Source organism: Ruegeria sp. AF3 (assembly GCF_056536285.1).
Genome location: NZ_JBQFJM010000001.1, coordinates 1,588,930 through 1,610,421, shown reverse-complemented (window position 1 = coordinate 1,610,421; position 21,492 = coordinate 1,588,930). Strand labels below are relative to the sequence as shown.

Below are 21,492 nucleotides of genomic sequence, written 5' to 3'. Positions count from 1 at the left end.
AAAGCGCCTGAAACAGGCTGGAGACACCAATGCGGATGCCGCGCGCCATATTTGTTCTGACAGTTGCCGCTGCGGTCGCGGCATGTTCGAATCCCGGACTGCGGGATCTGGCGCCTCCGGGACAGGGTCCGGATGAATTTTCGGTATTGCCAGTCAAGCCGCTGACCCAGCCTCAGGATTACGCGTTTCTGCCGGCACCCACGCCGGGTGGTGGGAATCTGACAGACCCGACCCCCAAAGCCGATTTGGTGGTCGCGCTGGGTGGTAATGCCGCCGCCCTGAACCCCAACGCTGGTGTGCCGTCGTCGGATGCGGCGCTTGTGACGGCGTCCAGCCGTTATGGCGTGTCACCTGATACGCGGCAGGTGGTCGAAGCCGAGGACGCCGCATTCCGCAAACGCCGGGGCCGCTGGACCGGTCTGCGCCTGTTCCCTGTCGACCGCTATAATCAGGTCTACGAACGCCAGTCGATCGATCCGTATTCGGAAACCGAAGCCGCCCGCCGGGCCGGGGTCGAGACTCCAACCTCGCCGCCGAATGAATAATTCTTAACTTTCCGTCATCGGGCTTGAACCCGGGCCGCACCACCGTAGTTTGAATGACAGAAACGAAACGGAGGATGCCCCATGGTTCGGGCCCTTGCCTTGTCGGCTGCCCTGATCGCCACCACACCGGCTTTTGCCGAGGGTGGGAAAGAAGCGGTCACCACATTCACTTTGGACAACGGTATGGATGTCGTCGTGGTCGAAGACCACCGCGCGCCTGTTGTGCAGCACATGGTCTGGTACCGCGCCGGATCGGCGGATGAGCCGATCGGGTCGTCGGGTGTCGCGCATTTTCTTGAACACCTGCTGTTCAAGGGCACAGATACTTTGGCACCAGGCGAATTCTCGGCCACCGTCGCGGCCAATGGCGGCAACGACAACGCGTTCACCTCGTATGATTACACTGCCTATTTCCAGCGCGTCGCCGCCGACCGGCTTGAGCTGATGATGCGCATGGAATCGGACCGGATGCGGAACATTCGCCTGAGCGAAGAAGATATCGTGACCGAGCGCGATGTGATCCTTGAGGAACGCAACCAGCGCACCGAGAACAACCCGCGCGCCCTGTTCGGCGAACAGATGAGCGCAGCACAATACCTCAATCACCGTTATGGCGTGCCGATCATCGGCTGGAAGCACGAGATGGAAGAACTGGAACTGGAAGACGCGCTGTCATTCTACCAGACCCACTACGCGCCCAATAACGCCATTCTGGTTGTCACCGGAGACGTTGATCCCGCCGAGGTTCGCACTCTGGCCGATCAGTATTACGGTGTGATTCCCGCCAATGCGGATTTGCCGGAACGGGTCCGGTCGCAGGAACCCCCGCAAACCGCCGAACGTCGTCTGACATTCAAGGACCCTCGCGTGGCGCAACCCTATGTCCAGCGCAGTTATCTGGCGCCGGAACGCGATCCGGGCGATCAGGAAAAGGCGGCAGCACTGTTTCTGTTGGCGGAACTTCTAGGGGGCAGCACGACCTCGTATCTGAACGAAAAGCTGCAATTCGATCAGAAAATGGCTGTTTATACCGGGGCGTTCTATCGTGACGTCTCGCTGGATGACACAACATTCGACCTGCTGGTCGTTCCCGCCGAAGGGGTTTCCCTGCAAGAGGCCGAGGATGCCATGGATCAGGCCGTGGCCGATTTCATTGCCGAAGGTGTCGATGAGGACGATCTGAACCGTATCAAGATGCAGTTGCGGGCTGCGCAGACCTATGCGCGCGACAATGTGGACGGGATCGGCAACCGCTATGGGCGCGCCCTGACCAGCGGCCTGACAATACAGGACGTGCAGGCATGGCCTAATATTCTTCAGGCCGTGACCGGAGACGAAATCATCGCCGCCGCCCGCGACGTTCTGCAACCCAAGGCGTCGGTCACCGGCTGGCTGATGCGCGATGATGAGGTGACGCAATGAAACGGTTTCTCGCAACGCTGATTACCTGTCTGGTTGCTCTGCCCGCTTTGGCCGAGATCGAGATCGAGGAAGTAACCTCGCCCGGCGGGATCACCGCATGGCTTGTCGAGGATCACTCGATCCCGTTTACCGCGCTTGAGCTGCGCTTCCGTGGCGGTACGTCGCTGGACGACCCGGACAAGCGTGGCGCGGTCTATCTGATGAGTGGGTTGATCGAGGAAGGGTCCGGCGAAATGGACGCGCGGACCTATGCGCGCGAGCTTGAGGCGCTGGCCGCATCGTTCCGCTATAACGCCGGTGACGACACGGTTTCGATTTCCGCACGTTTTCTGACCGAAAACCGGGATGAAGTTTCCGACCTGCTGCGTGAGACGATTCACGAACCGCGCTTTGATCAGGACGCGGTTGACCGTGTGCGCGCGCAAATCCTGTCCGGGCTGCGATCAGATCAGACCGACCCGAACGAGATTGCAGGCCGCAACTTTGCCCGGATGGCCTATGGCGATCACCCTTACGGTTCCGAAGGCAAGGGCACGATCGAAAGTGTCTCGGCGCTGACACGGGATGATGTGGTAACGGCGTATGAAAGCGTTTTTGCCAAGGATCGCCTTTATGTGGGGGCCGTCGGCGATATAACGGCCGAAGAACTGGGCGCATTGCTTGACATGTTGCTCGCCGACCTGCCGGAAACGGGCAAGCCCATCCCGGGCAAGGCCAACGTGACCATCCCCGGCGGGATCAGTGTTGTCGAGTTTGACACCCCGCAATCCGTGGCGCTGTTTGGCCATGCCGGAATAGATCGGGACGATCCGGATTTCTTTGCCGCCTATATCCTGAACCACATCCTTGGCGGTGGCGGGTTCGAAAGCCGTCTGATGCAGGAGGTGCGCGAAAAGCGTGGCCTGACCTATGGGGTTGGAACCTATCTTGTGCCCAAGGATCTGGCCTCGGTTTACCTGGGGTCGGTGTCATCGGCCAATGACCGCATTGCCGAGGCGATAGAGGTTATTCGAAACGAATGGGCGCGCGCCGCCACCGAAGGGGTGACGCAGAAGGAACTGGACGATGCCAAAACCTATCTGACCGGCGCTTATCCGTTGCGATTTGACGGCAACGGGCAGATTGCCGGGATCATGGTGGGGATGCAGATGGAAGGGTTGCCCATCGACTATATCGCCACCCGCAATGACAAGGTGAACGCGGTCACACTGGAAGACGTGAACCGCGTTGCATCCGAACTGTTGGACCCGGACGGCCTGCATTTCACTGTTGTTGGAAAGCCGGTTGGTCTGGAAACAACCAACTGAACTGCAAGGGGTGAGTTGCGGCTCACCTCTTTTTCATACTCCGCAGCATATCGCCCATCATCTGCCCGAACTTGCCCGATCCGCGCTGATAGAGTGCCCCGTCCACGGCCAGAACCGTGCCGCTGATATAACTGGCCAGATCCGAGCTGAGGAACAGGCAGGCATTGGCCACGTCCTGCGGCTGACCCCAGCGGCCCAACGGCACGTCCCGGCGAAGTTCTTCGTGGGCGTTTTGGGTGGGCGCAAGGCGTCTCGCACCTTCGGTGCCTTCGATGAACCCCGGCACAACCGAATTCACCCTTATCCCCTCGACACCCCATTCCATTGACAAGGTGCGGGTGATCTGGTCGACTCCCGCCTTGGCGGCGCAGACATGGGACTGGCCCTCATACGGCAGATAGGATTGCGGGGCCGAGATATTGATGATGCTGGCACCGGGGCGTTTGAGGAACGGATAGGCCCCCTTCATCACGTGGATCGTGCCCATCAAGTCGATATCGATCACGGTCTTGAACGCGTTGACTGACATTTCGGATGCCAGCGCCGGGAAATTGCCCGCCGCGCCCGAGATCAGCACATCGAAATCCCCGAAGGCGTCATGGAACTGCTTCAGTCCCGCCGCCACAGCGTCGGCATCGCGCACATCAAACGCAGCCCCAATCGCATCCTGTGCGCCTGCGGCTTTCAGCGCGGCGATGGTGTCATCGACCTTTTCCTGCGACCGGCTGGCCACGGCCAGTTTGGCGCCCGAGGCCGCAAAAGCCTCGGCAATGCCGCGATTGATACCGCTGGTTCCGCCAATCACGATGACGGTTTTTCCCGAAAAATCCATGTTACGCCCTTTATCTTTGATCTACTGGGTGAGCGCCATTCTCTTGACTGAGTTCGTTGCGCATCTCCTCAATCATCGGAAGCACATGAGTTTCGCGATTTGCGAGTAAGAATACCAAGCACGCAAATGCGCCGACCAAAGAAAAAATCACCAAACGAGCGATAGAAGTCCGATTGGTTTTCTCAGTCGGTAGTACCAAAGTAAACGCTCCCTTGGCGGGAGCCCTACTCGCCGTAGGGCACCCAGATGTTTTTCACTTCGGTTGCAGCCTGAAGGAAGCGGCGGGAATGGTCCATGCTCCAATCAAATGCCGTCGCGTTATTGACCCAGGTCCGTTTCAGGTTCCCGGCTGAAACGACCTCGATCTCTTTCGACAGGTCGGTGGACGAAAACGACCAGACCGCGTCGACATTCAGATGCGAGGCCAGCGGTTTCGCCAGCTCGGCATGGCTGCCCGTCAGGATGTTGACCACGCCAGCGGGCACGTCCGAAGTCTCAAGGATCTGGTAGAAATCCGTCGCTGCAAGCGGGTAGGGCTCGCTCGCCACCAGAACCGTCCGGTTGCCCATCGCAATCGCAGGCGCCATAGCCGAGACCAGACCCAGCAGCGGTGCCTCATCCGCGCAAAGCGCACCGATCACGCCAACGGGTTCCTTCATGGCGATGGCCACGCCCCGGATCGGAACGCCATGCACCTGACCGTCATATTTGTCGGCCCATGCCGCGGCAGTGAACAGGCGCTGGATCGAGGCCTCAACTTCTTTCGCGCCGTCTTTCCTGCTGGTCATGGCGTCGATCCGCGCCGCGAATTCATCAGCCCGGGCCGAGAGGTTTTCGCCGATGTAATACAGGATCTGTGCTCGCAGATGGCCGGTGGTCCTGGACCAGCCTTTCGCATCTGCCGCAGCCTCGACCGCGTTGCGGACGTCCTTGCGGTTGGCAAGACCCACATGGCCCAGCAGGCCGGACTTGCCCCAAATCGGTTTCGAATAACCACCATCGGGCCGCGCCTGCTTGCCGCCGACATACATCTTGGCGGTGCGGTCGATGGGGTCGACCGGGGCCCCTTCGCCCATGGCTGCCTCGACCTTTGCCAGCGGCTTGGCCTTGCCCTTGGGTCTGGTATAGACGGCCAGCCCTTCCCAGCCGCCTTCGCGGCCAAAGCCGCTTTCGCGGACCCCACCGAACCCGGCAGCAGCGTCAAACAGATTGGTGGCGTTCACCCAAACCACGCCCGCAACCAGCTTGGGCGCAATATCCAGCGCAAGGTTCACATTCTCGGTCCAGACGGTCGCCGCCAGACCATACCGGGTGTTGTTGGCCAGCTCGACCGCCTCTTCCGGTGTGCGGAAGGTCGAAGACACCAGAACCGGGCCAAAGATCTCTTCCTGCATCAACGGGTCCGAGGTCTCGAGCCCCGAGATCAGTGTTGGCGGGTAGTAGCAGCCGTTTGCGGGAAGATCGCAGGCGGCTTGGTGCACACGGCCCGCAGTGTTGCTTTCGACCATTCCTTTGATGGTCTGCAACTGAACCGGGTCTACAACCGCGCCCACGTCGATGCATTTATCCAGCGGATTGCCGACGCGCAGCGTGTCCATCCGGGCGCGCAGCTTGTCGTGGAAACGGTCGGCGATGCCTTCCTGCACCAGCAGGCGCGAGCCCGCACAACAGACCTGACCCTGATTGAACCAGATCGCATCCACCAGCCCTTCGATGGCAGAGTCGATATCGGCGTCATCAAAGACGATGTAAGCGGATTTGCCACCCAGTTCCAATGTCAGTTCCTTGCCTGACCCGGCGGTGGCCTCACGGATGCGACGGCCCACAACGGTCGAGCCGGTAAAGGCAATCTTGTCCACGTCCGAGGCCACGATCATCTCACCCACGGCACCATCTCCGGTCACGATGTTGACGACACCTTTCGGCAGACCGGCCTGTGTGCAGATATCGGCAAACAACAGCGCCGTCAGCGAGGTATATTCAGCCGGTTTCAGAACCACCGTATTCCCCATCGCCAGCGCAGGCGCGATCTTCCACGCCAACATCAGCAAGGGGAAGTTCCACGGAATGATCTGACCGCACACACCCAGCGCTTCGGCGTCGGGCAGCTCGCTTTCCATCAGCTGCGCCATGCCGGCGTGATAATAGAAATGCCGCTGCGCGAGCGGAATATCGATGTCACGCGATTCCCGGATCGGTTTGCCGTTGTCGAGGCTTTCCAGTACCGCAAACAAACGCGAATGCTTTTGCAGCAGGCGCGCAATTGCATAGAGATACCGCGCACGGCCCGCGCCGCCCAGTTTCTCCCAATTCGGCTGAGCCTTGCGCGCGGCGGCTACAGCGGCGTCCACGTCGGCCTGCTTGGCCTGCGTCAGTTTCGCCAGAACCTCCCCGGTCGCAGGGTTGCGGCTGTCAAACCCTTTGCCAGGCTTGGTGAACGCACCATCGATATAGTGTCCGAACTTGTCGCCTTGATCGACCAGCCAGGCCAGCGCCTCGGCGGCGCTTTCGGGGGCGGGGCCGTATTCCATGGTCTCAAAAATCTCTTTGACTGTCATGACTTCATCTTTTCCCAAATACTCACTGTCCAGACATATCCACGGGCTCAGCCCATCGAATGCCTGTAACCAGCCGAATAGGCTCCGGTCACATAGTGTTCCAACTGCCGCTCGATATCGCCCAGCAATGACGAGGCGCCAAAGCGGAACAGATCCGGTTCCAGCCAGCGGTCGCCCAGTTCGTCCTTGATCAGCGACAGATAAACCAGCGCGTCCTTAGCTTTCGAAATACCACCCGCAGGTTTATACCCGACCCGATATCCAGTGCGGTCATAGTAATCGCGGATCGCGCGGATCATCACCAGCGACACGGGCAGGGTGGCGTTGACGCTTTCCTTGCCGGTCGAGGTCTTGATGAAATCCGCCCCGGCCATCATGCATACCAGCGAGGCGCGCGCGACATTGCGCAAGCTGCCCAATTCTCCGGTCGCAAGAATGGCTTTGACATGGGCATCGCCACAAGCCACGCGGAACGCCTTCATCTCATCATACAGGGCCTGCCAGTCACCTGACAGCACATGACGGCGCGAGATCACGATGTCAATTTCCTCGGCCCCGGCTTTCACGCTTTCCTCGATCTCGGCCACGCGCAGATGGAACGGGGACAGGCCGGCGGGAAAGCCGGTGGACACGGCAGCGACTGGAATGCCAGTGCCTTTCAAGGCGTCCACAGCGGTTTCGATCATATCGTGATAGACGCAAACCGCCCCTGTCGTGATCGGCGGCATGTCCAGAGCCTGAAGAACCGAAGGCGCAACCGGCTGACGGGCCTTCGCACACAGGCGGCGCACACGGCCCACCGTATCATCGCCCGACAGCGTGGTCAGGTCGATCATCGTGATGGCTTTCAGCAGCCACGCAGCCTGATATTCCTTCTTGACCGAACGGCGGCCCGGCAATGTGGCCGCACGGCGTTCAATCGCGGAAGTATTGGCCTGAACGGCGCGCACCCAGTCCAGATCCAGTTCCATTCCGGGGTTCCGGGGTTCGGTTACTTGCGGCAGATGCGCGGTGCGCACGGGGCTTTCTGAGCTCTGCGTATCCATGGTTACGTCCTTTGGGAGGTTTGCGACAAAATCGCACGGGTGGCTCGGGAATGGAAGGTGTTCCGGCGCAATGATCGAATTTTTTTGACCATTTGGACAAATAATAGAGGTTTTCTTGCGAATAATTCTCATTAGCGTTGACTTAGTTGCGAATGGTTCTCATATTTGATCCAACGCGCATCCAAATCGAGGTTGGAAATGATTCGTCGGCATTACCTTGCACTATTGGCTCTGGCCCTTTCGGTGCCAGCCATGGCGTTTGCCGGGGCACCGCTGAAAGTGGTGGCCACAACGGGCATGATTGCAGATGCGGCGCGTCAGGTCGGTGGTGATCTGGTTGAGGTCAGAGGGCTTATGGGCCCCGGCGTTGATCCCCATGCCTATCGCCAGACGCGCAGCGATATTGTGGCGATGACACGAGCAGACCTGGTTCTGTGGCACGGCCTGTATCTCGAAGCGCAAATGGAAGACTTCTTTCATGATCTTGAGCGGAAAAGGACCGTTATTGCGGTTTCAGAAGGCGTAGACAAGTCCAGGCTGCGCGCGCACGACAATTATGCCGACAAGTATGATCCGCATCTATGGATGACGCCCGTGCTGTGGCGCGAGGTTGTTGTAGAGGTGCAGCGCGCCCTGACCGAGGCACGCCCCGAAGCAGCCGAGGTTTTTGCTGCGAATGCACAAGCCCATCTGGCCGACATAGACCGTCTGACGGCCTATGCCGAGAAAACCCTGTCCACCGTACCGGATCACAACAAGGTTCTGGTCACCGCCCACGACGCCTTTGGTTATTTCGGTGAAAGTTTCGGGTTCGAGGTTCTGGGCATTCAGGGCATCTCGACCCAATCCGAGGCGGGCCTGAACCGGATCGGAGAGCTGGTTGACCTGTTGGTTGATCGCAGGATCACGGCGGTCTTCGTCGAAAGCTCGGTTTCTGACCGGTCGATCCGCGCGCTGATCGAAGGGGCCGCAGCCAAAGGGCACGAGGTGAAGGTCGGGGGCGAGTTGTTCTCGGATGCCATGGGCGAGGATGGCACCTATGAAGGCACTTATATCGGGATGCTGGACCACAATATCACCGTTATCGCAGGCGCATTGGGCGGAGAAGTTCCCGATCGCGGCATGAACGGCAAACTGTCAGCGGGGTTCTGAGAGATGCTGGGGCTGATCAGCAACGAAGGTGTGACGGTCCAGGAACAAAACCTGGATAACAGCCCTCTGGCTGTGCGGGGGCTGACGGTTTCCTACGGACAGAAACCTGCGGTCTTTTCGGTTGATATGACGGTTACGCCCGGCGCGATGACTGCCATTATCGGGCCAAACGGCGCTGGAAAATCAACGCTGCTCAAGGCGGCGCTGGGCATCGTTACGCCATTGTCGGGGCAGGTGACAGTATTTGGTCAGCCGCTGAATTCGCAACGCGCACGTGTCGCCTATGTTCCCCAACGTGCCAGTGTGGACTGGGATTTCCCGACACGGGTGATCGACGTGGTTCTGATGGGTCTGTCGCGTGAACTGGGCCTGTTGGGCCGCTTGCGCGCGCGCCACAAGGCCCGTGCGATGGATTGCCTGAACCGTGTCGGAATGCGCGATTTCGCGGATCGCCAGATTGGCCAGCTGTCCGGTGGCCAGCAACAGCGTGTGTTTCTGGCGCGTGCTCTGGCTCAGGATGCTGATCTGTATCTGCTGGACGAGCCGTTTGCCGGTGTCGACGCTGCTACTGAAAAAGCCATCATCGCGGTGCTGAAATCACTGAAAGAGGCCAGTAAGACAGTCGTTGTCGTGCATCACGATCTGGCCACCGTGACCGACTATTTCGACCACGTTTTCCTGATCAACACCCGCAAGGTGGCCGAGGGTTCAGTGGCCGAGGCTTTCACTGCGGAAACGCTGCAATCGGCCTATGGTGGCAGGTTGGCAACGGCACAGATCGATCAGATTTCACGCGCGCTGGGATAGTTCATGCTTTGGGATGCTCTGACCCTTCAGCTTGGCTATAACGCCACGCTGGTTGCCATCGGTGCGACATTGCTGGGCGTGTCGGCGGGCGTAACGGGGACATTCCTGTTTCTGCGCAAGCGCGCCCTTGTCAGCGACGCAATCAGCCATGCGACCCTGCCGGGCGTCTGTATCGCTTTCATGGTGCTGGTCGCTCTGGGCGGGGACGGGCGCTACCTGCCGGGCCTGCTGGTTGGGTCCGCAATTTCAGCCTGGGTTGGTCTGTTGTGCATGAACTGGCTGACACGGCGTACCCGCCTGGCTGAGGACGCCGCGATCGGTGCGATCCTGTCTGTGTTCTTCGGCTTTGGGATCGTGCTGCTGACGGTCATCCAAACCATGGGGGTTGGCCGTCAGGCCGGGCTGGAAGGTTTCCTGTTGGGTTCGACCGCCGGAATGCTGTGGGCCGATGCGGTGATCATCGCATTTGGTGGCGCCTTGACCTTGGCTCTGGTGCTGATCATCCGCCGTCCGATGACCCTTGTCGCATTCGACCCCGAATATGCAGCGGCGCGCGGGTTGCCGGTGCATCGTATCGATCTGGCCATGATGGGGCTGGTCATGGCCGTGACCGTGGTCGGCCTGAAAATCGTCGGCCTGATCCTGATCGTGGCTTTGCTGATCATTCCGGCAGTGACCGCCCGGTTTTGGTCTGACCGCTCGGAACGCGTTGTTCTGTTGGCCGGGCTGGCCGGTGGTCTGGCCGGATATATCGGCGCTGCCATATCCGCATCTGCGCCCAATCTTCCAACCGGCCCGATTATCGTGCTGGTCAGCTTTGCCTTTTTCCTCGCCTCCCTCTTCTTCGCCCCGATGCGCGGCGTTCTGGCGGCAGTGCTGCGGCATCTGCGGTTTCAGCGCCGAGTGCATATTCGTCAGGGGCTTCTGGCGATGGCGCAAGGGCAGAAGATCTATGAGCCCCTGACCTTGCGTTTGCTGCGGCGTGCCGGGCTGGTCCGGGCGGATGGCGTGGCGACGGACACCGGCAAGGCCCGCGCGGCCAAAGCCCTGCGGGATGAAAAGCGATGGGAAATCGTGCGTGCCGATCAGGCGCACGAGGCGACAGCTGCGCTCTATGACGGGTTGCGCGATATCGAAACCGTTCTGACACGGGACCAGATTGATGAGATCGACCGCCAGATTGGCGGACCGCAAGGGATACCGGCATGAGTGGTGAAGAATTCGTCCCGCTGTCTCTGACGCCGCTGCTGATCGGAACATTTGCGGCCATCGCCTGTGCCTTGCCCGGCAACTTTCTTGTGTTGCGAAAACAGGCGCTGATCGGCGATGCGATCAGCCATGTAGTGCTGCCGGGTATCGTTGTCGCGTTCCTGCTGACAGGGGCCATATCCACCTGGCCGATGATGTTGGGCGCGGCCGGGGCCGCGGTTCTGGCCGTGGTCCTGATCGAGGCGATTCGCCGACTGGGGCAGATCGAACCCGGGGCCGCCATGGGCGTGGTTTTTACCACCATGTTCGCGGCAGGCGTCCTGCTGCTTGAGCAGACGGATACGTCAACCGTGCATCTGGATGTGGAACATGCGCTTTACGGCAATCTCGAAAGCCTGATCTGGCTGGACGCGACCGGGTGGTCCTCGCTGCTGGACGCTCAGGCCCTTGCCGGATTGCCCCCGGAACTGCCCCGTATTGCGCTGACACTGGTGGGTGTGATGCTGTTTACATGGCTGTTCTGGCGACCGCTGAAAATATCCACCTTTGACGAAGGTTTCGCCCGCACGATTGGTATTCGCACGGGACTTCTGGGCATGGCGCTCGTCATCACTGCGGCTATCGCGGCGGTTGCCGCTTTTGACGCGGTAGGCTCGATCATCGTGATCGCGATGTTTATCTGCCCTCCGGCAGCCGCGCGGATGCTGACCAACCGGCTTGAGGCGCAGATTGGCTGGAGCGTCGTGATCGCTATAACCTCTGCCGTGACAGGGTATGTGCTGGCAGGATACGGGCCCCTGTGGCTGGGCGCAGCGGATGCGGTCAGTGCGGCAGGGATGATCGCAACGATGTCCGGGCTGATCCTGGCGCTGGCGGCCATGTTTGGCCCATGCCGCACACGTGTTGGTGTTCAGACATCAGCCTGAGACGGCATTTTCCTGCCGCAGATGCCCGAGCGTCATCGGCCAAACTCTGCCCAGATGCCGTTAAGGTTAATCTTAAGCAGATTTTTGGGAAGTCTCATGCTAGAGGGCTGCCCATTGACTAGCTGAACACACCACTCACTTTGGTACGCCCGGATGGTACGGAATGGGATTCATTCACAGCTATCCGGGTGCCCCTTTCCGAACAGAAGACATGCTCAAACCGGTGGTAGAATCGTGCGCGGTTGTGCTAGGTCTAGGGGTATGGCGCAGACAAACCCCAATATCAGCGAAAATCGCCCCGTGATCAGACAGCTTGACGATGCTGCGATCAACCGTATTGCGGCGGGTGAAGTGGTGGAACGCCCGGCCTCGGCCGTCAAGGAACTGGTCGAGAATGCACTGGATGCCGGGGCCACGCGTGTAGCCGTCGAAATCGCCGACGGGGGAAAGACGCTGATCCGCGTGACCGACGATGGGTGCGGTATCCCGGCTGAAGATTTGCCGCTTGCCCTGTCGCGCCATGCCACATCAAAGATCGACGGATCGGATCTGCTGAATATCCACACCTTCGGGTTTCGAGGCGAAGCCTTGCCTTCGTTGGGGGCTGTCGGACGCCTGACCATAACCAGCCGTGCGCCGGGTCTGGATGCGGCGCAGATCCATGTCGCGGGTGGCAAGATGGGTTCGGTCAAGCCTGCCGCCCTGCGCGCGGGCACGGTGGTCGAGCTGCGCGATCTGTTCTTCGCCACCCCCGCCCGGCTGAAATTCATGCGCACCGATCGGGCCGAGGCGCAGGCGATCACGGACATGGTGAAGCGGCTGGCGATGGCTGAGCCATCCGTCACATTTACCCTGCGCGATGTCTCGGGCGGTGGCGTAGGCCGCGTGATCTTCCGCGCGGATCGCGAGAATGGCGACCTGTTTGACGCCTTGCACGCCCGTCTTGCCCGTGTGATCGGGCGCGAGTTTGCTGAGAATGCGCTGCGGGTCGATGCCTCGCGCGACGGCCTCAGGCTTTTTGGCTATGCGGCCCTGCCGACCTATTCCCGTGGCGCTGCGGTGGCGCAGTACCTTTTCGTCAACGGGCGTCCCGTGCGCGACAAGATGCTGACCGGCGCTTTACGGGCGGCCTATTTCGATTTCCTCAGCCGGGACCGTCACCCGGCCGCGGCATTGTTCATCGACTGCGACCCGACATTGGTTGACGTGAACGTTCACCCTGCCAAGTCCGAGGTCCGGTTCCGCGATCCGGGCGTTGCGCGCGGGCTTATCGTGTCCAGCCTGCGCCACGCATTGGCAGAGGCCGGACATCGCGCGTCCTCGACCGTGGCCAATGCGACCCTGGGTGCAATGCGACCGGAACCCGCGCAGTCCGCACCGGCGCGGGTCTATCAGATGGATCGCCCGTCGCCCGCAGCGCGCCAGGCCGCGTACCGCGCGCAGGCTCCGGGTTTTGCGGAACTGGCGCATGATTACAGCGGCAGCATTGTCGATCCGATCCCGGTCGCACCCGCTTCGCAGGGTCAGGAGCCCGATGCGCAGAATCTTCCGCTGGGTGCTGCGCGCGGGCAGGTGCATGAAAACTACATCATCGCCCAGACTGCCGATGGAATGGTGATCGTTGATCAGCACGCCGCGCATGAACGGCTGGTCTATGAAAAGCTGAAAACACAAATGGCCGAGACGGGAGTCGCGGCACAGGCGCTTTTGATCCCCGAGATTGTTGAGTTGTCCGAAGGTGACTGCGCCCGCCTGATGGCTGTCTGTGATGATCTGTCCCGTTTGGGGCTGACCATCGAACCCTTTGGCGGAGGCGCCATTGCCGTGCGCGAAACCCCGGCCATTCTGGGCGAGGTCGATGCGCGTGCGATGATCCTGGATATCCTCGACGAACTGGCCGATCAGGGCGAAAGCCAGATGGTTCAGGCAAGGATCGAGGCGATCCTCAGTCGGGTTGCCTGCCACGGCTCGGTTCGGTCCGGTCGTCGGATGCGGGCCGAGGAAATGAATGCCCTGCTGCGCGAGATGGAGGCGACGCCGCATTCCGGCCAGTGCAATCACGGGCGACCCACATATGTGGAACTGAAGCTAAGCGACATCGAACGCCTGTTCGGGCGCAGTTGATCCATTGGCCACTGCAGGTTAGTAAGAATAAAACAAGAACATCCGAGGCGACATGATCAAGATTGCAGGAACAGAATATGCATTGGATGACCCGGTTGTTCTTATCGTGGGCGGAACAGTCGCGCTGATCCTGTTGCTGCTGTTCCTGTCTTTGCGCGCCGCCAATCGCTCGGCCCGGATGGCGGAACCGCTGGTGCGGCAGATGGCGCTTCTGGGTCAGCATGTGCAGCAGCTGGGGCAGGGGCAGGAACAGTTGCGCGGCGGCATGCAGCATGTTTCGGACACACAGGCCAACGCGCAGGTGCAGGTGATCCAGACGGTCGAGGCACGCTTGTCCTCGGTTCAGCAGCAGATGAATGACCGGCTAGCGGATAACGCGATGAAATCGGCTCGCGCGCTGGCCGAGATGCAGGAACGGATGAAGGAAACCCTGCACGGTTCGTCAAAACAGACGGCGACATCACTGACGCAGCTGCAGGAACGTCTGGCCGCCATCGACAAGGCGCAGGACAATATCACGAAACTGTCGGGCGATGTTCTCAGCCTTCAGGATATCCTGTCGAACAAGCAGCGGCGCGGGATGTTTGGTGAGATTCAGCTGAACGATATCGTGTCCAAGGCGCTGCCCGCGGACAGCTATTCGCTGCAAGCCACCTTGTCGAACGGCAGGCGCGCGGATTGCCTGGTGCATCTGCCGATCCCGCCCGGCCCGATCGTGATTGACGCGAAATTCCCGCTTGAGGATTTCGAGGCACTTGCCGCCGCGCAGACCAAGGCGGATGTTGAAAGATGCCTGCGGGCTTTTGGCGCTGCCGTGAAAGTGCATATCAAGGCGATTTCCGAGAAATACATCCTCGACGGGGAAACCGCTGACGGTGCCCTGATGTTCGTCCCGTCCGAAGCGATCTATGCCGAGCTACACGCCCGCCTGCCCGATGTGGTGCGCGAAGGGTTTGCCGCAAGAGTCTGGATCGTCTCGCCCACCACCTGTATGGCCACGCTGAACACGATGCGGGCGATCCTGAAAGATGCGCGCATGCGTGAACAGGCCGGTGCGATCCGCAAAGAACTGGGATTGCTGCACAAGGACGTGGACCGTCTGGGCGACCGCGTTTCAAACCTCGACCGTCACTTCGGGCAGGCGGCCAAGGATATCTCGGAAATCAAGATCAGTGCCGAAAAGGCCGGCCGCCGGGCGCAGCGGCTGGATAATTTCGACTTCGAAGAAATCGCGCCCGATACTGAAACAGAGGTTGTGCCACTGGCACGTCACGAAGGCTGAACATCCTGTTGAAAAAGTGAACCGGCGCCGGGCCGGTTCTGATGGGCCTGCGCCAGCAAGCGTTTAGATGCGCAGGAAGGGTTGAAACAGGCGCGGCATCAGCTTGTTGAACTTCAGCGGCGCATCCGTAACCGCCAGGCATATGCAGTCTTCCGAGATATCCGCGACAGGTGTGTGTTCCAGATCCTCGTCGGCGATTTCAACATCGCCACGGGCAAAATGGTCAACCTCGTCCGAGAAAGCCCCTTGCAGAACCATTGTCAGCTCCATGCCGTTGTGGCCATGATCCGGCACGGCAGCACCGGCCGGAATGAACAGCAAGCGGGCGGTGGCGTCTTTAGTGGTCGGCAGGATCGCCTGTTTGACGCCCATGCCAATCGGCCTCCAGCGGATGTCCTTGACTGTTCCGCCCACGTAATCCTGCAACGGGGCCGGCAGAACTGCACATCCCGGGCGAACGGGCTTGGGCGCCGGAGCACCTTGGGAGATCAAAGCCATCGTGGCCGCCAGGGAAGTTTCACTCATGCTGGCACCCTCACTCTGCTCGTCCAGAACTTGTCCGCCAACGGCGTCATAACTTTCAGCGCGCGCGCGGCAGTGGTCGCACAGGGACAGATGCGTGGCGACCATCAGATCGAAGGCTTCGGGCAGACCGCCTGCGGCATAGGCCATCAGCAGGTCATCCGTCAGGTGATGTTTGATCAACTTGTTCATCTTACTCATCTCAATTCATCGCGTGGCGCAAGCGATCCAGCGCCAGCCGTATCCGTGACTTGATTGTTCCCAGTGGCAATCCGGTTTGTGACGCTATTTCCCGGTGACTCAGGTCGCCGAAATACGCCTTCTCGATCAGGTCCCGCTGCGCATCCGGTAACGCCTGCAAGGCGGTGCGCAGTTGCGCGGTTTCCTGTTGCAGCGCGATGACGTCATCCTGATCGGGCTCTGCCTCGGGACCCCAACCCAGATCCTCGGGTTCAGGGCGGCGTTGCTTGCGCAGCACGTCAATGCGCTTGTTCCGTGCGATGGTGAACACCCACGTGGCCACAGTGGCCCGCGTCGGATCGAACAGGTGGGCCTTGTGCCACAAGGTCGCCATCACCTCTTGCGCGCACTCTTCTGCCATGGCGGCATCAGCCCCTGACTTCATCAGAAAGGCCTTGATACGCGGCGCGAAGTGCTGGAACAGATCGGCAAATGCCGCCTGATCCTGCGCATCCCGGATGCGTCTGACGTGGTCCACCCATTCGGCCCTGTTCTCGCGCTTGCCGTTGATGTCGTTCACCCGCCTACCCTTGATGTGTTTGTTGATGCGCCAAGGTTGAGGGGCGGGTGTTTCAACCGCTGGTCCGTCCAAGGTCGCTGTATTGGTCTGGGTAAACATAACCACATTACGGCGCACGCCCCAAGCCGGATCACTTTATCGGGACATTTTGATCGCGGCGCTGATCCGCCTGTTTGTTCAAGATCAAAGACGCAGGCCGCTGTCGGTGGTTGTGATGGCGTAACAACCGCGAACACGAGGAGTGGAAGAGATGTTGGAAATCTCGGCAAGAAAAGTCGCCCAGGTCGCCATGATGGGCCGCGAACTGAACCGGGCCGAGGGCGAATTGCGGGCGTTCATCGACCGCATGAGCGAAGACGAGCAGGCCGAACTGGTTGCCATCATGTGGATCGGGCGCGAGAGCTTTTTCGCGGAAGATCTGGCCGAGGCCATCGCCACCGCCAAGTCCGAGGCATCGACCCCCTGCGCAGATTACCTGATCGGGACGCCGCACATGTCTGACCACCTTGAGAATGGTCTGGACGCACTGGGAATATCTGCGGAAGACGTGGAAAACGATCTGATGTAGGCCCTTCGGCGGCATCACCCAAAAACAGACTTGTGCGTTGGTCGCCGGCGTCGGATACCAAGGCCAACGCGCCTTCCGCTGCGCGGGCACTCCTGTAAGTGAGGAACAGGTAGGGCAGACCGGCCGCGAATAGCTGCACGCGTCATCTCAACAAACTTTAATGATTCCGACTGGCGGCCTTAACGGTGGCCTCCCTTATTTGAAGCTATCACAAGCAAGCAACTCAAATTTCGGAGGAACCAGCAATGACCCATGCACAGACGATTGACACTCATAAGGGCCTCTTGGACGGCCTCTTTGCCAAATATGCCGACGCAAAAGTTGAACATTTCCGACGCCAGATTTTCTCAAAAACCGTTCGGAAGCTGGAAAAGCTCAGCGACAAGCAGCTGAACGATATCGGCATTCCCCGCGACCAGATCCGTCGGCGCGCTTATCACAGCGTGTATCACAACGCACCCTACCAGCAGTGACCCGAAAGTTTCGCAACCCTTGCGTGAGGTAATCAGTATGTTTGACTTTATCCCCTCGACCAATCAACCGACCCCGGCCGCCAGCGCCTTGTTGCTGTTTGATCGCGCCATGCGCATTCGAGCCATCAGCCCGGATATCGTTCGGGCCGCCCAGCATCTGAACGGCCTGACCGACCATCAGCTGGCAGAGCTTGGCATCAACCGCAGCGATGTCGAAGACACCATCGAGCGCTATATCTGAAGATACCTTCAGAGAAATCCAGACGAGTTTACCATGCCTGAAGAAGAACAATGAAAGCCATTCCAGAAACTCTGGAATGGCTTTTTTCGTGCGATCAGGCCGTATGATCCACGATCTGCAAGTGCTGGGCCAACCTGTCGATCTCGGCCATCCAGCCCTGTACCAGTTTTGGGTCGCTCGGGGCTGCGTGAACGCCTGCCGGGATGGCGCGGTTCAAAACGGCCTCGACGGCAAGTGAAACCGGGATCGATACCAGACGCGCCATTGCTGTGCCGCGCTCATCGCCCCAGGCGTCCATGACATAGGTCTTGTGCCAGACAGGAACGCCGTCTTTCTCGGCTTTCAGTCCAACACACAGCACAACGCGGTCGGGCTCACCTTCGTCATAGGCGTTTTCGCTCCAGAACTGGTCAGACATCTCTTTCAGACGCGCATCCCCTTCCGGGCCCGACAGGGTTTCGATTTCACGGAACACGTCCGACCACGTATCCGCCCAGCCGTTCAGGCGCAGGGTGCCGCGGACGAATTCCCTGACGGGCCAGTGATCCTCGAACTGGTACTGCGCCTTGAACGGGATCGAGTCGCGGTTGGGATAGACCTCGAAACTTTCCGGCGTTGGCAGTGGCGCGATATAGCTGCTGATCGCATCCCACGGGCGGGCAACGTCCAGCGGGGCATAGTCGCGGATCGACTTCGACGGCGACCGCAGCGCCTTGAGCACACCCAAGGGCGACCAGCTGAACTTGTAGCGGAACGGGTTCGGGATCTTGGGAATGCCACCGCAATACGAAATAAAGCTCAGGTGGTTTTGCGGATCGAACGCATCCGAGGCGCGATAGTCATCGACCAGTGCATGGGCCATCAGGTGGTCGATGCCCGGATCCAGACCAACTTCGTTGACCAGCGCCACACCGGCCTCGCGCGCCTTGTCGTCCAGTGCGCGCATTTCGGGCGCGATATACGATGACGACACGAAATTGGCCTGTTTCGCAATCGCCAGTTCTGCCAGTGGTACGTGCCAGTCGCCCGGCAGCATGGACACGATCACGTCGCCCTTCTCAAGCACACCACCCAGAGCGTCGATGTCGAAGGCGCGAATATCGTTGGTCAGGTCCCCAACCTCGGCCCTGGCTTTTTCGACCGTCCGGTTCCAGACAGTGACCTTGTGACCGCCCTCGATCAGACGGCGCAGGCCGGGGATGGCCGACAGGCCGGTGCCACACCAGTGAATCGTCATCGCTCAGATCCCTTCGATATGTGTTTTGTAAGTTGCTTCTGCCCGACCCCAGACGCCGCTGTCCAGATCGGTCAGGGTCAGAAGCGACGGCAAAAGCTGTGCCGCATAATCTTCCGAACTTTCGACCGGCAGCATCGACGGCAGGTTATCGATGGCCATCACGTCCATCACCGGATCGGTTGCCACGCGCAAAGCGGGCGCGTCCCATGTGGTTGCACGGTCATAGACCGGCACCGGGTTGTAATCACTGTCCGGGTCGCAGGCGACATCGCCGATAGCAGTCAGGTTGCGCGGGGCAGTCAACGCCTCACGCGGAACAAAGACCGGGGTTCCGGGGCGCGCGAAGATGCAGTTCAGGAACAGGTCGTGGTCCAGAATTTCCGGAAACGGTCCGCCGCTGGCGGTTTCCGCCATGTCCCATTTGGTGACGTCGACGCCCATCGCGTCGCACAGGTCTGCGGCCCCCGTACCCACGCGACCCAGTGCACCGATCACGATGGCGCGGGGGCGTGGGGCTCCGGTGGCGTCCAACTCGGCCAGCAATTCAGCGTTCAGAACGTCTTTGCCTGCATACACCCCAACCGGCGGGCATGCCTCGCCCCGTTGCTGTGCCGCCCACGTCTTGAGCGTTACCGCAGCACCGGCATACCCGGCCCAGTAACCAAAGGCGGCAACGCGTCGGCCATCTTCGCTCACCAGATATTCCAGATCATAAAGCGTGCCGCCCCCGGCCTTGAACCGCTCCAGCAGCGCACGACCCGAATGCTGGCCCTTATAGGCATGGCCGAACATGATGTGGCGATGGGGCAGGGGGGTGCCATCTTCGGGCAGTTCCTTGAGGCCAAAGATGATCGCGTCCAGCGGGGCTTCGGGCCACGAATTCTCAGCCGCGATTGCACAGCCAGCGTCCTTGTAGCCATCAATCGGAATGGCGCGGACATGGCTTTCTTCGACCGTCACGCGGAGACCTGCGGCGATCAGTGCCGCGGCCCCTTCGGGTGTCAGCCCCACCCGTTCCTCGTTCGGGCGCTGTTCCGCCCTGACCCAGAGATGTGTCATCTTACTTCCTTTTGTCAGAGCATCCCGGCAGCGCGCACCGCCTGAACCGAAGGCCGTGCCTCCATCGCCTCGCGGAACGCGATGATCCTGGGAAAGGCCGAGACATCGACGCCGTCGCCTTCCAGCCAGCTGCAAACCACATAAAGATAGGCATCGGCCAGAGAGAACGCGTCCCCCAGAACAAACGGCCCGCGCAGCCCGTTTGACGAGATATAGTCGCAAGATGCAGTCATCGTCTGCGCGACCTTGTCCGTCATGTCTTTCCAGCTGGATTTCTTGTCGGCCCAGCGATGCCCGCGCAGCTTGTGGGCGTGGTTCACATGCATGGTCGAGGCCAGATAGAACATCACCTCGCGCATGCGGGCGGCCATGACCGGATCAGCTGGCACCAACCCGGCCTCGGGTGCCTTGGCCGCAATATATTCCAGCAACGCGCCGGTCTCGGTCAGGATGCCGCCATCGACCACCAGCGCCGGAACGCGCCCCTTGGGATTGATCTGCTTGTAGGCCGGTTTGGTCTGTTCCCCATCGGCAAAGTCCAGCTTGATTGCTTCATAGTCCAGTCCGGCCTCTTCCAGAGCAATCGCAACAGCGACCGAGATGGTTCGGGGTGCGTAATAGAGCTGCATCGGGGATCTCCAATCTGCTTCCTACAGGTGGGTCTGCGCAAACTGCCGGTCGGGTGCTTCCAGATGCGGCACCGCATTGAACAGGACCGGGCTCAGCTGTGCGCCAATCGGGTGCAGACGATGCATCGACGTGTTCATGATGGCAAGGGCCACCCGTGCCATTGACGGGATGTCCAGCCCCATCGCCTGACGCACCACCATCGAGATCAACCCGCCCGAGGTCACGACGATGGCCGGTCCGCCCTCGGTCCCGATCTCGTGCAATGCATCGCGGACGCGGGCTTCAAACGCGTCGAAGGATTCCGGCGCGTTCTCGATCTTTCCGCTGGCCCAGGCCGCGAAGGTTTTGGGCAGGTGTTCGACAAATCCCTCGCGATCGGTCGGGATTTCGACGCCGTGCTGTTCTTCGAACAGCTGTGCAAGGGTGAAATACTCGATCTCGTTCAGCCGTGCGTCGCAGACAGGATCGGTTAATCCCATGCTGGTGACCGTCTCGGTATGGCGGGTCAGGGTGCCACAATAGACGCGTGTATAGTGGCTGCGGGTGTCACGCAGATGCGCGCCCAGCCAGCGGGCCTGTTGATGGCCCAGATCGCTCAGCTTGTCATAGCTTGCTTCGTCGCGCGCCGTCGTGTTTGCCTGCCCGTGCCGCACCAATGTGATATGTGACATGTCGCTCCCTCTTGCGCCGAAGTCTTAGGGCAGGTTCCCTGCCGGGACCAGAGGGGTTTCTTGATCTCACCGGAAAAACATTCGCAGCTGTCCGGTTTCTGGCTATGGTCGCCCTGACCAA

21 protein-coding genes are annotated in these 21,492 nt (G+C 60.3%); 12 read left to right on the top strand and 9 right to left on the bottom strand.

Annotated elements, in window-relative coordinates; translation table 11 throughout:
- The first annotated feature begins 29 nt into the window (after nt 1–29).
- The 3 genes from ACR3FC_RS08145 to ACR3FC_RS08135 all read left to right on the top strand — a co-directional run bounded on the left by ACR3FC_RS08145 (nt 30) and on the right by ACR3FC_RS08135 (nt 3,274).
- Entirely contained in the window at nt 30–545 is a 516-nt protein-coding gene (locus ACR3FC_RS08145; protein ID WP_480474232.1) for a DUF3035 domain-containing protein, read from the top strand.
- An 81-nt stretch (nt 546–626) separates the two neighbouring features.
- Nucleotides 627–1,967, top strand: a complete 1,341-nt coding sequence (locus ACR3FC_RS08140; protein WP_480474231.1) for a M16 family metallopeptidase — start codon at nt 627–629, stop codon at nt 1,965–1,967.
- Entirely contained in the window at nt 1,964–3,274 is a 1,311-nt protein-coding gene (locus tag ACR3FC_RS08135) for a M16 family metallopeptidase (RefSeq protein ID WP_480474230.1), read from the top strand. The genes ACR3FC_RS08140 and ACR3FC_RS08135 overlap by 4 nt, the downstream gene beginning before the upstream one ends.
- Before the next feature lie 22 nt (nt 3,275–3,296).
- Here the strand turns inward: ACR3FC_RS08135 and ACR3FC_RS08130 are convergent, their stop codons facing one another.
- From ACR3FC_RS08130 to deoC, 3 genes are all read right to left on the bottom strand, one after another.
- Entirely contained in the window at nt 3,297–4,106 is an 810-nt protein-coding gene (locus ACR3FC_RS08130) for an SDR family oxidoreductase (RefSeq protein ID WP_480474229.1), read from the bottom strand.
- A gap of 224 nt (nt 4,107–4,330) precedes the next feature.
- Nucleotides 4,331–6,664, bottom strand: coding sequence for an aldehyde dehydrogenase family protein (locus ACR3FC_RS08125; protein WP_480474228.1), 2,334 nt, complete (start codon nt 6,662–6,664; stop codon nt 4,331–4,333).
- A gap of 47 nt (nt 6,665–6,711) precedes the next feature.
- On the bottom strand, nt 6,712–7,710 hold the full coding sequence (deoC, locus tag ACR3FC_RS08120) for a deoxyribose-phosphate aldolase (RefSeq protein ID WP_480474226.1): 999 nt from the start codon (nt 7,708–7,710) through the stop codon (nt 6,712–6,714).
- 198 nt (nt 7,711–7,908) lie between these two features.
- Between deoC and ACR3FC_RS08115 the strand changes: the two genes are divergently transcribed.
- The 6 genes from ACR3FC_RS08115 to ACR3FC_RS08090 all read left to right on the top strand — a co-directional run bounded on the left by ACR3FC_RS08115 (nt 7,909) and on the right by ACR3FC_RS08090 (nt 15,210).
- On the top strand, nt 7,909–8,862 hold the full coding sequence (locus tag ACR3FC_RS08115; RefSeq protein ID WP_480474225.1) for a metal ABC transporter solute-binding protein, Zn/Mn family: 954 nt from the start codon (nt 7,909–7,911) through the stop codon (nt 8,860–8,862).
- Nucleotides 8,863–8,865: 3 nt separating this feature from the next.
- On the top strand, nt 8,866–9,669 hold the full coding sequence (locus ACR3FC_RS08110) for a metal ABC transporter ATP-binding protein (RefSeq protein WP_480474224.1): 804 nt from the start codon (nt 8,866–8,868) through the stop codon (nt 9,667–9,669).
- Between the two features lie 3 nt (nt 9,670–9,672).
- The gene (locus tag ACR3FC_RS08105) at nt 9,673–10,878 is read left to right on the top strand and encodes a metal ABC transporter permease (RefSeq protein WP_480474223.1); all 1,206 of its coding nucleotides are present in this window, start codon (nt 9,673–9,675) and stop codon (nt 10,876–10,878) included.
- Nucleotides 10,875–11,804, top strand: coding sequence for a metal ABC transporter permease (locus ACR3FC_RS08100; RefSeq protein WP_480474222.1), 930 nt, complete (start codon nt 10,875–10,877; stop codon nt 11,802–11,804). Before ACR3FC_RS08105 ends, ACR3FC_RS08100 begins: the two co-directional genes overlap by 4 nt.
- Before the next feature lie 261 nt (nt 11,805–12,065).
- Nucleotides 12,066–13,928: a DNA mismatch repair endonuclease MutL gene (gene mutL, locus ACR3FC_RS08095; RefSeq protein ID WP_480474221.1), complete on the top strand. Its 1,863-nt coding sequence runs from the start codon at nt 12,066–12,068 to the stop codon at nt 13,926–13,928.
- A gap of 52 nt (nt 13,929–13,980) precedes the next feature.
- On the top strand, nt 13,981–15,210 hold the full coding sequence (locus tag ACR3FC_RS08090; RefSeq protein WP_480474220.1) for a DNA recombination protein RmuC: 1,230 nt from the start codon (nt 13,981–13,983) through the stop codon (nt 15,208–15,210).
- 63 nt (nt 15,211–15,273) lie between these two features.
- On the opposite strand, the gene ACR3FC_RS08085 is transcribed toward ACR3FC_RS08090, so the two are convergent.
- The gene (locus ACR3FC_RS08085; RefSeq protein ID WP_480474219.1) at nt 15,274–15,924 is read right to left on the bottom strand and encodes a ChrR family anti-sigma-E factor; all 651 of its coding nucleotides are present in this window, start codon (nt 15,922–15,924) and stop codon (nt 15,274–15,276) included.
- Nucleotides 15,925–15,934: 10 nt separating this feature from the next.
- On the bottom strand, nt 15,935–16,591 hold the full coding sequence (locus ACR3FC_RS08080; RefSeq protein ID WP_480474218.1) for a sigma-70 family RNA polymerase sigma factor: 657 nt from the start codon (nt 16,589–16,591) through the stop codon (nt 15,935–15,937).
- A gap of 151 nt (nt 16,592–16,742) precedes the next feature.
- Here ACR3FC_RS08080 and ACR3FC_RS08075 point away from each other — a divergent pair, with 151 nt between their 5' ends.
- The 3 genes from ACR3FC_RS08075 to ACR3FC_RS08065 all read left to right on the top strand — a co-directional run bounded on the left by ACR3FC_RS08075 (nt 16,743) and on the right by ACR3FC_RS08065 (nt 17,774).
- Nucleotides 16,743–17,060, top strand: coding sequence for a DUF3775 domain-containing protein (locus ACR3FC_RS08075; RefSeq protein ID WP_209505065.1), 318 nt, complete (start codon nt 16,743–16,745; stop codon nt 17,058–17,060).
- A 245-nt stretch (nt 17,061–17,305) separates the two neighbouring features.
- Nucleotides 17,306–17,533 carry a DUF1127 domain-containing protein gene (locus tag ACR3FC_RS08070; RefSeq protein ID WP_480474217.1) on the top strand — a complete coding sequence of 76 codons (228 nt, stop codon included), beginning with the start codon at nt 17,306–17,308 and terminating at the stop codon, nt 17,531–17,533.
- Nucleotides 17,534–17,570: 37 nt separating this feature from the next.
- The gene (locus tag ACR3FC_RS08065) at nt 17,571–17,774 is read left to right on the top strand and encodes a DUF1127 domain-containing protein (protein ID WP_480474216.1); all 204 of its coding nucleotides are present in this window, start codon (nt 17,571–17,573) and stop codon (nt 17,772–17,774) included.
- Nucleotides 17,775–17,868: 94 nt separating this feature from the next.
- Here the strand turns inward: ACR3FC_RS08065 and ACR3FC_RS08060 are convergent, their stop codons facing one another.
- Genes ACR3FC_RS08060 through ACR3FC_RS08045 form a run of 4 tightly spaced genes read right to left on the bottom strand, consistent with a single transcriptional unit; the run spans nt 17,869 to nt 21,371 of the window.
- Nucleotides 17,869–19,011, bottom strand: coding sequence for a saccharopine dehydrogenase family protein (locus tag ACR3FC_RS08060; protein ID WP_480474215.1), 1,143 nt, complete (start codon nt 19,009–19,011; stop codon nt 17,869–17,871).
- Between the two features lie 3 nt (nt 19,012–19,014).
- Nucleotides 19,015–20,070 carry a saccharopine dehydrogenase gene (locus tag ACR3FC_RS08055; protein WP_480474214.1) on the bottom strand — a complete coding sequence of 352 codons (1,056 nt, stop codon included), beginning with the start codon at nt 20,068–20,070 and terminating at the stop codon, nt 19,015–19,017.
- A gap of 14 nt (nt 20,071–20,084) precedes the next feature.
- Nucleotides 20,085–20,699, bottom strand: a complete 615-nt coding sequence (locus tag ACR3FC_RS08050; protein WP_480474213.1) for a glutathione S-transferase family protein — start codon at nt 20,697–20,699, stop codon at nt 20,085–20,087.
- A gap of 21 nt (nt 20,700–20,720) precedes the next feature.
- Nucleotides 20,721–21,371, bottom strand: coding sequence for a histidine phosphatase family protein (locus ACR3FC_RS08045; protein ID WP_209505059.1), 651 nt, complete (start codon nt 21,369–21,371; stop codon nt 20,721–20,723).
- Nucleotides 21,372–21,492: the final 121 nt, after the last annotated feature.